The sequence below is a fragment of the Pseudomonas sp. DP-17 genome (genome assembly GCF_022380625.1).
Taxonomy (GTDB): Bacteria; Pseudomonadota; Gammaproteobacteria; order Pseudomonadales; family Pseudomonadaceae; genus Pseudomonas; species Pseudomonas nitroreducens_A.
In genome coordinates, this window is sequence record NZ_JAKSXG010000010.1 from 280720 (window position 1) to 295452 (window position 14733).

Sequence of the window (14733 nt, forward strand, 5' to 3'; positions counted from 1 at the left end):
GCCAACCACGGGCGCCGAAATCGGCGCAGACCGATTAGTAGGTCAGTGTCCAGTAACCGACGGTCTGCAGCTTGCCGGCGGTGGCGGAGCCCGCCTGGGAGTAGTACTGCGCCATGTACTTCAGGGTGGCGCTGCCATCGGCGGCCGGAGTGAACTTGTAGCCAGGGTCGGTATTGATGTTGATGTAGTTGCTGCTCGGGTCGAGCAGGCGGACGGTGGCATTGGTGCCAGTAACGGTATTCACCAGAGTGCCGGCGCTGTCGACCTGGCCGGTGATCTCCCACTTGGCGGTGGTGGCGCTGACAGGGCAGTTGGTCAGGTTGAAGGTAAATGGTGTGTTGCCCGCCCAGCTTTCGGCGCCGGCCAGGGCGCTCTTGTTGACCGTGGGCAGGGTCACATCGACAACCGCGGAGCCCTGCTTGCCGTTTACTTCACAAGTCTGGTCCAGCACTTCGCCGTTGAAGTTGACCTGTGCGTCGTAAGCAAATGCGCCAACGGAAGCGGAGGAGAGAATTGCAGCTACGAGCAGCTTTTTCATGTTGTTCACTCAGCAGTGTGGTCAGGATGCAGGGGACTGGCTCCTCACCAATTCAGCCATATCGAAGTTCCCCATGGCGTGGAGCGCCGCCCTCGAAAAGGGCAAGCGACCTGTGAATTCTGCTGATTCAACTCGTCCAGTGCTGTCGGCCAAGGTGACAAAGCCCTCAGGAAACCTCCGATTCGAAATCGAGAATTCCTACACACTAGGGATGGCTGGAAAACGGAACACCTAACGCGGAAACGAAAAAGGCCGCCTCTCGTGGGAGAGGCGGCCTTTTCTTCGAGCGGCTACCGGGTCGGGCGAGGCCCGCGGGTGATCAACCGATCCTGGTACCGTGCGCCTGCTGATCGGCGTGGTACGAGGAACGCACCAGAGGGCCGGAAGCAACGTTCTTGAAGCCCATCTTCTCACCTTCCTCGGCGAACCAGGCAAAGGTGTCCGGGTGGACGAAGCGCTGCACCGGCAGGTGGTTGCGCGAGGGCTGCAGGTACTGACCGAGGGTCAACATGTCGATGTCGTGCTCGCGCATGCGCTGCATGACTTCGATGACTTCCTCGTCGGTCTCGCCCAGGCCGAGCATCAGGCCGGACTTGGTGGGTACGTGCGGAACCATCTGCTTGAACTTCTGCAGCAGGTCCAGCGACCACTCGAAATCGGAGCCCGGACGGGACGACTTGTACAGGCGCGGTACGGTTTCCAGGTTGTGGTTGAACACGTCCGGCGGCTCGTTGGCGGTGATTTCCAGGGCGATGTCCATACGGCCGCGGTAGTCCGGGACCAGGGTCTCCAGCTGCACGCCGGGGGACAGCTTGCGGATTTCACGCAGGCAGTCGGCAAAGTGCTGGGCACCGCCGTCACGCAGGTCGTCGCGGTCCACCGAGGTGATCACCACGTACTTCAGGCGCAGGTCGGCGATGGCGATGGCGAGGTTGGTCGGCTCATCGACGTCCAGCGGCTTCGGACGGCCGTGGCCGACGTCGCAGAACGGGCAACGGCGGGTGCAGATGTCGCCCATGATCATGAAGGTGGCAGTCCCGCCAGAGAAGCACTCACCCAGGTTCGGGCAGGAGGCTTCCTCGCAGACGCTGTGCAGCTTGTGCTTGCGCAGCAGTTGCTTGATGCGGTCGACCTCGGGGGATACGGGGATGCGCACGCGAATCCAGTCGGGCTTCTTGGGCAGTTCCTCGGTGGGGATGATCTTCACCGGAATGCGCGCGACCTTCTCCGCCCCGCGCAGCTTGACGCCGACTTCCACCTTGCCCGGCTTGGCGGCCGGCGCAGCCTGGCCGGAATTCTCCACAACAGTGCTCATCTAGGTTGGATCCCGCCCGTTAGGGTCTTCTGTGCCGCGTAGCCAAGGCGTTCGACGAGTTCGCCACGCAGGCGCTCGCGCACATCGGCCAATGCGATGGGGCCGGCCAGCTGACTCAGCTGGGTCATGGCCATGCCTGCGTAACCGCAGGGATTGATGCGTCGAAAGGGCTCCAGGTCCATGTCCACGTTGAGGGCCAGGCCATGGAAGGAGCGGCCATTGCGGATGCGCAGGCCAAGGGATGCGATCTTCGCGCCGTCCACATAGACGCCCGGAGCGTCGGGTTTGGACACAGCCGTGACGCCGTAGCTGCCCAGCAGGCCGATAAGGCTCTGCTCGATGCGCGAGACTAGGTCACGCACGCCAATGCCGGAGCGGCGCACATCGAGCAATAGATAAGCCACAAGCTGGCCGGGGCCGTGGTAGGTCACCTGGCCGCCGCGGTCGACCTGGACGACCGGAATGTCGCCAGGGAACAGCACGTGCTCGGCCTTGCCGGCCTGGCCCTGGGTGAACACGCGCTCGTGCTCGAGCAGCCAGACTTCATCGGGCGTAGCGGCTTCGCGCTCGGCGGTGAAGCGCTGCATGGCGTGCCAGGTCGGCTCGTAAGGGAGGATACCCAGCTCACGAAAGCCCAGCGTTTCGCCCATCAGAGCACCATGTGGACGCGGCCGGTGGCGCGCAGGTCTTTATGGATGTTCTGCAGTTGGTCGACGCCGGTGGCGGTGATCAGCACCTGCACGGACAGGAAGCGGCCGTTGCGGCTGTCACGGGTGACCAGGGTGGTGATGTCGAGCTCCGGCGCATGGCGCTGGATGACTTCGATGACCAGATCGGAGAAACCTTCGCCGGCATCGCCGATGACCTTGATCGGATAGCGTTCGCAGGGAAACTCGATCTTCGGCGCGGGTTGTTCTGTGGTATCGACAGAATCAGGGATATCAGTCATGGCTCTCGCGGGCGGGTGGCCCGCCTCCGCATGAGCGTCCGGGATCGGGGCGCTCCGGGTGGATCGGACGACGGCCGCCGGGCCACTGGAGGGACCGGGCAGTCGCAGGCGGGCATTTTACCCGAGTTTGCGACTGCGCGGGCGGGTCAATCCCGGCCTTGTATACAAAAGTGCAAGGCCGGGACGAGCGGTCAGTTGAACAGACCGTAGAAGAACATGCGCAGGCTGTCCCAGATACGGCGGAAGAAGCCACCTTCTTCCACGGCGTTCAGGGCGACCAGATCGGAGGTGCGGACAACCTTGTCACCCAGCTTGACCTCGACCTTGCCGATGACCTGGCCCTGCTGGATCGGCGCGACCAGGTTGGGCTCAACCACCATGTTGGCCTGCAGCTGCTTGAGCTGGCCGCGCGGCACGGTCATGGTCAGGTCTTCGGACAGGCCGGCTTTGACTTCGTGCTCGGAACCTTTCCAGACCATGGCCTTGGTCAGCTCGGCGCCCTTCTTGTAGAAGGTCTGCGATTCGAAGAAGCGGAAGCCGTAGGTCAGCAGCTTCTGGGTCTCGGCGGCGCGGGCCTGTTCGCTGTTGGTGCCGAACACCACGGCGATCATGCGCTGGCCGTCCCGTACGGCGGAAGCCACCAGGCAGTAGCCGGCTTCGTCGGTGTGGCCGGTCTTCAGGCCGTCGACGGTCTTGTCGCGCCACAGCAGCAGGTTGCGGTTGGGCTGCTTGATGTTGTTCCAGAAGAACTCTTTCTGCGCGTAGATGGCGTAATGGGTCGGCTCGCCGTAGATGATCGCGCGAGCCAGGATCGCCATGTCCTTGGCGGACGAGTAGTGGTCCGGGTTGGGCAGGCCGGTGGCGTCCATGAAGTGGGAGTTGCTCATGCCCAGCTTCTGCGCGGTGGTGTTCATCATGTCGGCGAAGGCGTCTTCGCTGCCGGCAATGTGCTCGGCCAGGGCGACGGAGGCGTCGTTGCCCGACTGAATGATGATGCCGTGCAGCAGGTCGCTCACCGAGACCTGGGAGCCGACCTTGATGAACATGCGCGAGCCGCCGGTGCGCCAGGCGTGCTCGCTGACGGTCACCAGGTCGGATTCGGCGATGCGGCCGCCTTCGATCTCCTTGGTGGCGATGTAGGCGGTCATCAGCTTGGTCAGGCTGGCGGGCGGCAGGCGCTCGTCGCCGGCGTTCTCGACCAGGATGTTGCCGCTGGCGCCGTCCATCAGCACCCAGGCCTTGGCCGCGAGCTGCGGAGCGGCGGGAACGACTTCAGCTGCCCAGCTGGCCACGGGGGCGCTGAACAGCACGAGCAAGGACAGGCGTTTGGCGAAGTTGAAGATGTTCATCCGTCTCTCTGGGGTTCACTAATGGTCAAACAATCCCCTTGGGGGGAACTCGGTGCTGCGACCTCTGACGGGCCGCTGCAGCGCGTGCGGTGGAATCTCAGTCCAGGCGCACGAGCTTGGGTTGGCCAAGGTTGGCCACGCGGATGCTGTCCTGCATCCTGCTTGCTTCATCCTGCGTTCCGATCGGCCCCAGGCGTACCCGGTACAAGGTCTGCTGGTTGACCACGACCGAGCTGATAAAGGATTTCGCCCCCGTCAGGCCGCCGACCTTCTCCTTGAGAAGCTCCGCAGCGTCCGGGTTGGCGAAGGCACCCACCTGGAGATACAGGCCATCGGCTGGTAATGAAGCGTTTTTTTTTGAGTCGATCTGCACCGGCGCCACGGGCGCGGCGTGCTGCGCCGGCGGCGGGGTGTAGGTTTCGATCGGCTGGGCCATGGCGACCGCCTGCGGCTGCGCAGCGGGCTGCGAGGCCATCTTCGGCAGCGCCATGATCATCGGCGGCTGCTTGCCCTGGGAGGCCCACCAGCGGTCGGGGTCGATACCCTCGACCTTCACGTGGGCAGTGCCGGTCTCCGCGTAGCCGAGCTTCTTGGCGGCGGCGAAGGACAGGTCGATCACCCGGTCCGAGTAGAACGGGCCGCGGTCGTTGACGCGAACAATGACGCTCTTGCCGTTGTCCAGGTTGGTCACGCGCACATAGCTGGGTAGCGGCAGGGTCTTGTGCGCGGCGGTCATGCCGTACAGGTCGTACTGCTCGCCGTTGGCGGTGGCCTGGCCGTGGAACTTGGTGCCGTACCAGGAGGCGGTGCCGACAACGCTGTAGGTGTTGGCGTTGTTCAGCGGATAGTAGGTCTTGCCCAGCACGGTGTAGGGGTTGTTCTTGAACGGCCCGTTGTGCGGCATCGGCACGGCATCCGGGATGCGCGAAACGTCCACGTCCCACCAGGGCGCGCCGTCGCGGTGCGGGCGGTTGTAGTCGTAGGGCCCGGAAATGCCGCTGCTGACCTGCGGCTGGGGCTGCGGCGCGCGGTTGCCCGTACAGCTGGCGAGGAACAGGGTGCTCAGGCCAACGCAGGCGGCCAGCGACCAGAGGCCGGGACTTGCGATTCGCTTGCTCAATGGACACCTCGCGCCTTGGCGATCTCGCCGGCCAGCTGATGCACCGCCATGGCATACATGGCGCTGCGGTTGTAACGGGTGATCACGTAGAAGTTCGGCAGGCCGACCCAGTATTCGGTGCCCTGCGCCCCCTCCAGCCGCATGGCGGTCACCATCAGGTCGTCGCGGATCACGTCATGGGTGCGCCAGCCCTGAGAGCGTAGCTGACCGAGGTTCATCTGCGGTTCCAGCCCCTGGGTGAGCGCGCCCTCGGCGGTGGAGGTGCCGATTTCCGCCTGCGACACCACCGGCTCGCCGGTGTGCCAGCCGTGCTGCTTGAAGTAGTTGGCGACACTGCCGATGGCATCGGTGGGGTCGCTCCAGATATTGATGTGGCCGTCGCCGTCGAAGTCCACGGCGTAGGCGCGGAAGCTGCTCGGCATGAACTGCGGCAGGCCCATGGCGCCGGCGTAGGAGCCGGTCAGGCTGAGCGGGTCGACCTGCTGTTCGCGGGCCAGCAGCAGGAACTGCTTGAGTTCCTTGCGGAAGAAGTCGGCGCGCGGCGGGTAGTCGAAGCCCAGGGTGGACAGCGCGTCCATCACCTTGAAGTTGCCGGTGTTGCGGCCGAAGAAGGTCTCAACGCCAATGATGGAGACGATGTACTGCGCCGGCACGCCGTATTCCTGCTCGGCGCGGGCCAGGGCCTCGGCGTTCTGGTTCCAGAAGTCCACTCCCCGGCTGATGCGCGCGTCAGTGACGAAGATCGGACGGTATTCCTTCCAGGTCTTCACCCGCTCGGCCGGGCGGGAGATGGCGTCGAGGATGGACTGCTTGCGCTCCACGTCGTGGAAGAGGCCCATGAGCTGTTCGCCGGCGAAGCCGTAGTCACGGGTCATCTCGCTGACGAACTCGGCGACCTGGGGCGAACCATCGTAGTCGCCCGCACCAGCGGCGCCGGACATGCCGATCGCCCCCGCGATTCCGACCCAATGCACCCCCCTGGCAGCCCAGGCGCGCAGTACTTGCATTCCTTTCTTCACTCTTGTCATCAAACCTGGGCGATCCACTTCCGGTGGGTGTGGATCGACATCAAAACGCCGAACCCTGACATCAGGGTCACCAGCGAAGTTCCGCCGTAACTAATGAAGGGCAGCGGCACCCCCACCACTGGCAACAATCCGCTGACCATACCAATGTTGACGAACACATACACGAAGAAGGTCATGGTGATGCTGCCGGCGAGCAGTTTGCCGAACAGCGTCTGCGCCTGCGCCGTGATCACCAGCCCCCGGTAGATCACCAGCAGGTACAGCACCAGCAGCAGGCACACGCCGACCAGGCCGAACTCTTCGCCGAGCACGGCAATGATAAAGTCCGTGTGGCTTTCGGGCAAAAAATCCAGATGGGACTGCGTACCCAGCAGCCAGCCCTTGCCGAACACCCCGCCCGAGCCGATGGCCGCCTTGGACTGGATGATGTTCCAGCCGCTGCCCAGCGGGTCGCTTTCCGGGTCGAGGAAGGTCAGCACGCGTTGCTTCTGATAGTCGTGCATGACGAAGTACCACATGCCCACGGCCACCGGCACGGCAGCCGACACCGCCATGATGATCCAGCGCCAGCGCAGGCCGCCGACGAACAGTACAAAGGCGCCGGAAGCCAGTACCAGCATCGCGGTGCCCAAGTCCGGCTGCTTGAGGATCAGCACGAAGGGCACCACGATCAGCGCCAACCCCACCACGCTGTGCTTGAAGCCGGGCGGCAGCGAACGTTTGGAGAGGTACCAGGCAATGGTCATGGGCATCAGCAGCTTCATGAATTCCGCCGGCTGGAAGCGGATCACCCCTGGAATGTTGATCCAGCGGGTCGCGCCCATGGCGTTGTGGCCCATGACGTCGACCACCACCAGAAGCGCCACGCCGATCAGGTAGCCCAGCGGCACCCAGCGGGCGAGGAAGCGCGGCTCGATCTGCGCCAGCACGAACATTGCGCCCAGGCCCATGCCAAAGGACGAAGCCTGCTTGATCAGCAGGTCCCAGCTCTTGCCGCTGGCGGAATACAGGACGAACAGGCCGGCCGAGCCGAGGGTCAGCAGCAGCAGGAGCAACAGGCCGTCGATGTGCAGGCGCTGCAGCAGGCTGGATCGCCGCTTCATCACGTCTTCGCTGGACAGCGTGCGGTCGAAATTACCGTTCATGGTCATGGCTTGGGCGCCTCCGCCGTGGCCTGCGGTGCGTATTCGGGCTTGAGCTTGCCGGTCTCGTCGAGCAGCCAGGCGTCGGTCACGGCCTTGAGCACGGGAGCGGCGACGCCGGAGCCGGACTCGCCGTTCTCCACCATCACCGCCACGGCGATCTGCGGGTTGTCCGCCGGGGCGAAGCCGACGAAAAGGGCGTGGTCGCGGTGGCGCTCGAGCAGCTTGGAGCGGTTGTACTTCTCGCCCTGCTTGATCGCAACGACCTGCGCGGTACCGGACTTGCCGGCGATGCGGTAGACCGACGTGGCGCCGACCTTGTGCGCGGTACCGCGAGCCCCATGGACCACCTGCTGCATGCCGTAGTCCACCAGGTTCCAGTTGTTCGGGTCCTTGAGCACGATATTGGGCATCGGATCCTCGTCGACCGGCGGCTTGCCGTCGATGGTCTTGGCCAGGTGCGGACGAATCCACTTGCCCTTGTTGGCCAGCAGCGCGGTCATCTGCGCCAATTGCAGCGGCGTAGCCTGCATGTAGCCCTGGCCGATACCGAGAATCAGGGTCTCGCCCGGGAACCAGGCCTGCCGGCGCAGGGCGCGCTTCCACTGGCGCGACGGCATCAGGCCTTCGGCCTCACCGTACATGTCCAGGGCGACGCGCTGGCCGAAGCCGAATTCGCTCATGTAGTCGTGCAGGCGGTCGATGCCCAGCTTATGCGCCAGGTCGTAGAAGTAGGTGTCGTTGGAGCGCATGATCGCGGTCTCCAGGGTCACCCAGCCATCACCCGTGCGGTTCCAGTTGCGGTACTTGTGATCGTAGTTCGGCAACTGATAGAACCCGGGGTCGAACACGCGGCTGGTGGGCGTCACCACCCCGGCGTCAAGGCCGGCGATGGCCACCGCCGGCTTCACCGTCGAGCCCGGCGGGTACAGGCCGCGCAGCACACGGTTGTAAAGCGGGCGGTCCTCGGAGTCGCGCAGGGCCGCGTAGTCCCTGAAGCTGATGCCGGTGACGAACAGGTTGGGGTCGTAGCTCGGCTGGCTGACCATCGCCAGCACGTCGCCGGTGGACGGCTGGATCGCCACGATGGCGCCACGCCGGCCCGCCAGCGCCGCTTCGGCGGCAGCCTGCAGCTTGCTGTCGATACTCAGCACGATGTCGCGGCCGGAGACCGGTTCGGTGCGCTTGAGCACGCGCAGGACGCGGCCACGGGCGTTGGTCTCGACTTCCTCGTAACCCACGGTGCCGTGCAGCGCGTCCTCGTAGAACTTCTCCACGCCGGTCTTGCCGATGTGGTGGGTGCCCGAATAGGCCACCGGATCGAGCTTCTTCAGCTCCGACTCGTTGATCCGCCCGACATAGCCGACCGAGTGGGCGAAGTGCTCGCCCAGCGGGTAGTGCCGGACGAACTGCGCGGCCACGTCGACGCCGTTGAGGCGGTACTGGTTCACTGCGATGCGGGCGATCTGCTCTTCCGAGAGCTCGAACATGATCGGCACCGGTTCGAACGGCCGGCGCCCCTGCTTCATGCGCTTCTCGAAGATGGCCTTGTCTTCCTCGGTGAGGCCGAGGATATCCACCAGGGTCTTGAGCGTTTCCTGCAGGTTCTCGGTGCGCTCGCGGGTGATGGTCAGGCTGAAGCTGGGACGGTTGTCGGCGATGATCACCCCGTTGCGGTCGAAGATCAGCCCGCGATTGGGCGGGATCGGCTGCACGTGGACGCGGTTGTTTTCCGACAGCGTCGAGTGGTAGTCGTACTGCGTCACCTGCAGGTGATACATGCGCGCCACCAGCACCAGGGCGAGCAGGAAGATCGCCACCCCGCCGACGATGACGCGGGCGCGGACCTGACGGGCGTCCTTCTCGTGGTCCTTGAGCTGTATCGGCTGCGGCATCGAAAACGGCTACGACTACTTGTGGTAGGGGTGCCCGGACAGGACCGTCCAGGCGCGGTAGATCTGCTCGCCGACCAGGATCCGCACCAGCGGGTGCGGCAGGGTCAGCGGCGACAGCGACCAGCGCTGTTCGCTGCGCGCGCAGACCTCCGGCGCCAGGCCTTCCGGCCCGCCGACCATGAGGTTCACGGTGCGCGCGTCCAGGCGCCAGCGGTCGAGCTCCTGCGCGAGCTGTGGGGTGCTCCAGGGCTTGCCTTCGACTTCCAGGGTGACGATGCGTTCCCCCGGCTGGACCTTGCCCAGCATGGCCTCGCCTTCCTGGCGGATCAGCCGCGCCACGTCGGCATTCTTGCCGCGCGTGTTCAGCGGGATTTCCACCAGCTCCAAGGACAGCTCCGAGGGCAGGCGCTTGACGTACTCCGCCCAGCCCTCTTCCACCCAGCGCGGCATGCGCGAGCCGACCGCGATCAGACGCAGACGCACGGCAGGCTTACTCGGCGCTGTGCGAGGCGCGGCTCTGCTCGGCGCCCTGCCACAGGCGCTCCAGATCGTAGAACTGGCGGGTGGCCGGCTGCATGACGTGGACCACGACGTTGGCGAGGTCGATCAGGACCCACTCGCCGCCTTCCTGGCCTTCGCTGCCGATGGGGCGCACGCCCTGTTCCTTGACCTTTTCCAGAACGTTGTCGGCCAGCGACTTGACCTGACGGCTGGAGGCACCGGTGGCGATGACCATGGTGTCGGTGATGCTGGTCTTCTCGCGCACGTCGATGACGACGATGTCCTGCGCCTTGAGATCTTCCAGGGCAGCGATGGTCAGTTCGACCAGTTGTTCGGTTTGCATGTATGACTCTCTGACTTGTTCAGTGGGGCGCCTGGTACAGGCCGTGCGCCTCGATATAGTTCAATACCGCATCCGGCACCAGGTAGCGCACCGAGCGCCCCTGCGACAGGAGTTGGCGGATCTGGGTGGCGGATACTGCCAGCGGCGTCTGCCAGACGAAGGTGATCTGCCCGGCGGGGCCGGTCATCGCCTTCGGGTCGGCAACACTGCGCGCCGCCAGCAGGTCGCGCAGGTCTTCCGGCGGCTCGCTGTCGGCATCCGGGCGCTGCAGCACGACGATATGACAATGCTCCAGCAACTCTTCCCAGCGATGCCAGGTCGGCAGGCCGCAGAATGCGTCCCAGCCGACCAGCAGGAACAACTGGTCCTGCTCATCCAGCTCCCCACGCAGCGACTCCAGGGTGTCGATGGTGTAGGAGGGTTTGTCACGCTTCAGCTCGCGGCCGTCGACCACCAGCGGGTCTACACCGGCTACCGCCAGCTCGACCATCGCCAGCCGCTGCGCAGGTTTCACCTGGGGTGTGTCGCGGTGCGGCGGGCGGAAGTTGGGGATCAGGCGCAACTCGTCGAATTCGAACTGCTCGGCCATCTCCAGCGCACTGCGCAGGTGGCCGATGTGCACCGGGTCGAAGGTGCCGCCGAACAGACCGACCCGACGGGAAATCGCCTTGTTCATCAGGTCCGCACGTGCCCGTCGCCGAACACCACGTATTTCTCGCTGGTCAGGCCTTCCAGGCCGACCGGGCCGCGGGCGTGCAGCTTGTCGGTGGAAATACCGATCTCCGCGCCCAGGCCGTACTCGAAGCCGTCAGCGAAGCGAGTCGAGGCGTTGACCATGACCGAGGCCGAGTCCACTTCGGTGAGGAAGCGGCGTGCATCGGTGAAGTTCTCGGTGATGATCGCGTCGGTGTGCTGCGAGCCATAGGTGTTGATGTGCTCGATGGCGGCGTCGAGGCCGTCGACGATGCGGATCGACAGGATCGGCGCGTTGTACTCGGTGCGCCAGTCTTCCTCGGTGGCTTCCAGCACGTCGGCGCCCAGCAGCGCGCGGGTGGCGGCGTCGCCACGCAATTCCACGCCCTTGTCGCGATAGATGGCAGCCAGCGGCGGCAGCACGCGGTCGGCGATGCCGGCGTGCACCAGCAGCGTCTCCATGGTGTTGCACGGCGCGTAGCGCTGGGTCTTGGCGTTGTCGGCAACGCGAATTGCCTTGTCCAGGTCGGCGGCGACGTCGATATAGACATGGCAGATGCCGTCCAGGTGCTTGATCACCGGCACCTTGGCATCGCGGCTGATGCGCTCGATCAGGCCCTTGCCACCGCGCGGAACGATGACGTCGACGTATTCGGGCATGGTGATCAGCGCACCCACGGCTGCGCGGTCGGTGGTTTCCACCACTTGCACGACGCTGGCGGGCAGGCCGGCCTTGGCCAGGCCGGTCTGGATGCAGGCAGCAATGGCCTGGTTGGAGTGGATCGCCTCGGAACCGCCGCGCAGGATGGTCGCGTTGCCCGACTTCAGGCACAGGCTGGCAGCGTCGATGGTCACGTTCGGACGTGACTCGTAGATGATGCCCACCACACCCAGGGGCACGCGCATCTTGCCGAGCTGGATGCCGGAAGGCACGTAGCGCATGTCGCGGATCTCGCCGATGGGATCCGGCAGCGTGGCGACCTGGCGCAGACCTTCGATCATGTCGTCGATGCGCGCCGGAGTCAGGGCCAGGCGGTCGAGCATGGCTGGCTCCAGACCATTGGCACGGCCATTGGCCAGATCCTTTTCGTTGGCTTCGGTCAGCTGGGCGCGGGCGGCGTCCAGGGCATCGGCTGCGGCCAGCAGGGCTTGGTTCTTCTGCGCGGTCGTGGCGCGCGCGACCACGCGCGACGCTTCACGGGCGGCGCGGCCCAGGCGGCTCATATAGTCGAGAACGGACTCGGTCATGATCAAACGCGTCTGCGTGAGGGAAATGCGCAAGTATAGCGGGAGCGCCCCCTCAGCGGCCAGCCACAGCAGCCGGCCGGTCAGCGACGCGCCGCACGTAACGCTTACCCGCCTCAACACCCCGCCCCATCGGTGAAACGGTGACATCCGCAGGCTCCCTGGCCCCTTACGCCGCCCGAAGGTTGGGTAACCAAATTCGTATCGGCTGGTTACTTTGCAAGCATGGCTAGTTGCCCCCGCAGTGCTCGCATGCCAGGGACTCAGGCCAGGGAAGAACAACAAGAGGCGGTCCACCGCCGGAGAACTGCCATGCGCTATCGCACCGATTACAGCGCCCAGTCCCTGACCGCCGCCCCGGCGGTGCTGGAACTGGACGGTTGGCAACTGCACTACCAGGCCTTCTCCTCCAGGGAAGATGACACTCGCCCGCCCGTCCTGTTGCTGGGCGGCGCGTTCCAGAGCTTCCGCTCTTTCGCCAGCGAGGTTTCCGAGCTGCTCGCCGGGCACCCGGTGATCCTGCTCGACCTTCCCAGCCAGGGCGGCAACCTGCAACTGGCACCGCAACTGAGCCTGGAGGACCTGGCCGACCTGATCGCCGCCTTCGCCGAAACGTTGCAACTGCCGCCGCTGATGCCTATCGGGCTGTCCTATGGCTCGGCCCTGGCCGCGCTGTTCGCCGCCCGCCATCCGGCGCGCTGCGGCCGCCTGCTGCTGGCCGGCATCACCGCCTTCGGCCGTCCCGGCGCCCGCGCGCTGCTGGTGGAAGCCCTGGCGCGCCTGGAGCTGGGCGAGCAGACGCCTTTCGCCCACGGCGTGCTGACCGGACTGATCAACCCGCTGCGGCTGGGCGATACCGGCGTGTCCCCGGTGTTCCGCAAGGCCCTGCTGCGCCAGCTGCAACGCCTGACACCGGGGGAAATCGAGCGCTACCGGCAGAACAGCCTGCGCCTGCTGGCCTTCGGCGGTTTCGACCGCCACCCGCAGTGCCCGACCCTGGTGCTGGCCGGCGAGTACGACCACTTCACCCAACCCTGGGAGCACGCCGAATTCGCCCACGCCTGCGCGGACGCCGAGTTCGCGCTGATCCACAACGCCGACCACCTGGCCCAGTTCGAACGCCGCGACGCCTGTGCCCGCCTCTACAACCCCTTCCTGCGCGGCGAAGCGCTGCCGCGCAGCGCCGCCGGTAGCACGCGCTTCCAGCGCCAGCAGTTGCTGCACCTGGAACGCCGCTTCGAACCGCGGCTTGCTCCGCTCGATCAGCGCGCGGTCCTGCGCAACAGCGAGGGCGGCGAATGGCGCTGCGAGCTGGCGGAACTGGGGTACTTTGGCGGCCTGATCCGCGTCGAGCTGCCGGGCAATCGCCCGGCGCGCGGCTGGAAGCTGGCCGCCGCAGGCCTGCCGGAGCTGGACATCCTGCCGCTGCGCTACGGCGACGACGGCCTGGCCTTCATCTTCGCCCACGGCGACCCGCAGGCCAGCGCGGCGCTGGCGGCGATGGTGGTGCCGATGCAGCAGGGGGCGTGTGCGGCTTGATCGACTGAGCGATGATGGCCCGCGCTCGGGCTGCTTCCCTCTCCCCCGCCGTCTCCCTTCAGGGAGACGGCGCCGTTCGGCGTGGCTGGGGACTCCGGCGTCAGCCGGTGACTTCATGGGGACTCCCCTGCCACAAGCGGCAAAGGACAGTCTCATCTCCCTTCAGGGAGAGGGGCAGGGAGAGGGCAATCCCCACTCCGAACCTACAAAGATGTCGATCAAACCCGCGCCTCGATCACCCGCACCAGGCTTGGCATCCGCCCCCTGGGCAACTCCAGCCCCACGCCATCCACCTGCGGATCGAGCACCCCCACCCGCCCGAACCCGCATCGGGTGAACGCCTGCTCGATCTCGTCGGCGCTGCGGTAATGCAGCGGATACCCACCCCGCGTCAGCCGGCCGATCAGCCCGACGCCCCAGCGGATCTGCCGGTAGCGCGGATGTTCGCGCAGGTCGGGGTAGAGTTCGGTCAGGTAGGTCGCCTCGGGGAAGTGCCGCAGCGCCGAGGCCAGCCTGCGCCAGAACCCCTCGATCACCGGGCGCTGGAAGTAATTCACCAGTCCTTCGGTGATCACCGCCACAGGGCGATCCGGGTCCAGTTCGGACAGCAACGCCGCCAGGCACTGCTCGCCCTGTTCGGCGAGGATATCCACAGCCCGGACGCGGTGCTTGCCGTCCAGCCAGCCCTGTTCCTGCAGCAGCGCGGACTTGCGCGCGGCCATTGGCGGCAGGTCGGCTTCCAGGTAGGTCAGCTGCGGATAGCGCTCGCGAAAGCGCCGGCCACGGGGCGACAACCCGCAAGCGATCTCCACCACCTGGGTCACACCGCGCAGTTCGATGGCCTGGGTCAGCCGCGCATCGATCAGCAGGTGACGTTGCAGCAGGAAGTCTTCGATATTCAGCCCGAAGGCGATCCGAGCGCCCCAGTTGATCGGCGCCACGCAGCCATGCACCCAGCGGCCGAAGGCGGTGGCGAAGGCCGGGTCGGCCAGTTGGTGCCGATACCAGACGTAACCGGTGTAGTGCGCACTGGGGGTGATGTGGGCGCTGTCGGCCCGGATCCGTTCAGCCATGCT

15 protein-coding genes are annotated in these 14733 nt (G+C 65.8%); 1 reads left to right on the forward strand and 14 read right to left on the reverse strand.

Translation table 11 applies throughout. The features are described from left to right. Window positions 1-34: 34 nt before the first annotated feature. The 13 genes from MJ122_RS17945 to MJ122_RS18005 all read right to left on the reverse strand — a co-directional run bounded on the left by MJ122_RS17945 (window position 35) and on the right by MJ122_RS18005 (window position 12121). A complete protein-coding gene (locus MJ122_RS17945; RefSeq protein ID WP_141099383.1) occupies window positions 35-538 on the reverse strand; it encodes a fimbrial protein in 504 nt (167 codons plus the stop codon). 319 nt (window positions 539-857) lie between these two features. Continuing rightward, window positions 858-1853 (reverse strand): lipoyl synthase, encoded by a 996-nt coding sequence (gene lipA, locus MJ122_RS17950; protein ID WP_239745071.1) that lies wholly within the window; start codon window positions 1851-1853, stop codon window positions 858-860. Then, complete coding sequence (gene lipB, locus MJ122_RS17955; protein WP_088421426.1) at window positions 1850-2503, reverse strand: lipoyl(octanoyl) transferase LipB; 654 nt, start codon at window positions 2501-2503, stop codon at window positions 1850-1852. Before lipB ends, lipA begins: the two co-directional genes overlap by 4 nt. Continuing rightward, window positions 2503-2802, reverse strand: coding sequence for a DUF493 domain-containing protein (locus tag MJ122_RS17960; protein WP_239745072.1), 300 nt, complete (start codon window positions 2800-2802; stop codon window positions 2503-2505). The genes lipB and MJ122_RS17960 overlap by 1 nt, the downstream gene beginning before the upstream one ends. Before the next feature lie 191 nt (window positions 2803-2993). After that, window positions 2994-4151 (reverse strand): D-alanyl-D-alanine carboxypeptidase family protein, encoded by a 1158-nt coding sequence (locus MJ122_RS17965; RefSeq protein ID WP_088421427.1) that lies wholly within the window; start codon window positions 4149-4151, stop codon window positions 2994-2996. A gap of 97 nt (window positions 4152-4248) precedes the next feature. Then, window positions 4249-5271: a septal ring lytic transglycosylase RlpA family protein gene (locus MJ122_RS17970; protein WP_017521822.1), complete on the reverse strand. Its 1023-nt coding sequence runs from the start codon at window positions 5269-5271 to the stop codon at window positions 4249-4251. Beyond that, complete coding sequence (gene mltB / locus MJ122_RS17975; protein WP_085988875.1) at window positions 5268-6290, reverse strand: lytic murein transglycosylase B; 1023 nt, start codon at window positions 6288-6290, stop codon at window positions 5268-5270. Before mltB ends, MJ122_RS17970 begins: the two co-directional genes overlap by 4 nt. A gap of 8 nt (window positions 6291-6298) precedes the next feature. Beyond that, window positions 6299-7402 (reverse strand): rod shape-determining protein RodA, encoded by a 1104-nt coding sequence (gene rodA / locus MJ122_RS17980; protein WP_088421436.1) that lies wholly within the window; start codon window positions 7400-7402, stop codon window positions 6299-6301. A 44-nt stretch (window positions 7403-7446) separates the two neighbouring features. After that, window positions 7447-9336 (reverse strand): penicillin-binding protein 2, encoded by a 1890-nt coding sequence (gene mrdA / locus MJ122_RS17985; RefSeq protein ID WP_088421428.1) that lies wholly within the window; start codon window positions 9334-9336, stop codon window positions 7447-7449. Window positions 9337-9351: 15 nt separating this feature from the next. Further along, a complete protein-coding gene (gene rlmH / locus MJ122_RS17990; protein WP_088421429.1) occupies window positions 9352-9819 on the reverse strand; it encodes a 23S rRNA (pseudouridine(1915)-N(3))-methyltransferase RlmH in 468 nt (155 codons plus the stop codon). Between the two features lie 7 nt (window positions 9820-9826). Then, window positions 9827-10180 carry a ribosome silencing factor gene (gene rsfS, locus MJ122_RS17995; RefSeq protein ID WP_017521827.1) on the reverse strand — a complete coding sequence of 118 codons (354 nt, stop codon included), beginning with the start codon at window positions 10178-10180 and terminating at the stop codon, window positions 9827-9829. A 19-nt stretch (window positions 10181-10199) separates the two neighbouring features. Further along, complete coding sequence (nadD, locus tag MJ122_RS18000; protein WP_239745401.1) at window positions 10200-10844, reverse strand: nicotinate-nucleotide adenylyltransferase; 645 nt, start codon at window positions 10842-10844, stop codon at window positions 10200-10202. 11 nt (window positions 10845-10855) lie between these two features. Further along, window positions 10856-12121: a glutamate-5-semialdehyde dehydrogenase gene (locus MJ122_RS18005; protein ID WP_088421438.1), complete on the reverse strand. Its 1266-nt coding sequence runs from the start codon at window positions 12119-12121 to the stop codon at window positions 10856-10858. A 309-nt stretch (window positions 12122-12430) separates the two neighbouring features. On the opposite strand from MJ122_RS18005, the gene MJ122_RS18010 reads away from it, so the two are divergent. Further along, window positions 12431-13657: an alpha/beta hydrolase gene (locus tag MJ122_RS18010; RefSeq protein ID WP_239745074.1), complete on the forward strand. Its 1227-nt coding sequence runs from the start codon at window positions 12431-12433 to the stop codon at window positions 13655-13657. Window positions 13658-13875: 218 nt separating this feature from the next. On the opposite strand, the gene MJ122_RS18015 is transcribed toward MJ122_RS18010, so the two are convergent. Further along, on the reverse strand, window positions 13876-14730 hold the full coding sequence (locus MJ122_RS18015; protein ID WP_239745075.1) for a class I SAM-dependent methyltransferase: 855 nt from the start codon (window positions 14728-14730) through the stop codon (window positions 13876-13878). Between the last annotated feature and the right edge of the window lie 3 nt (window positions 14731-14733).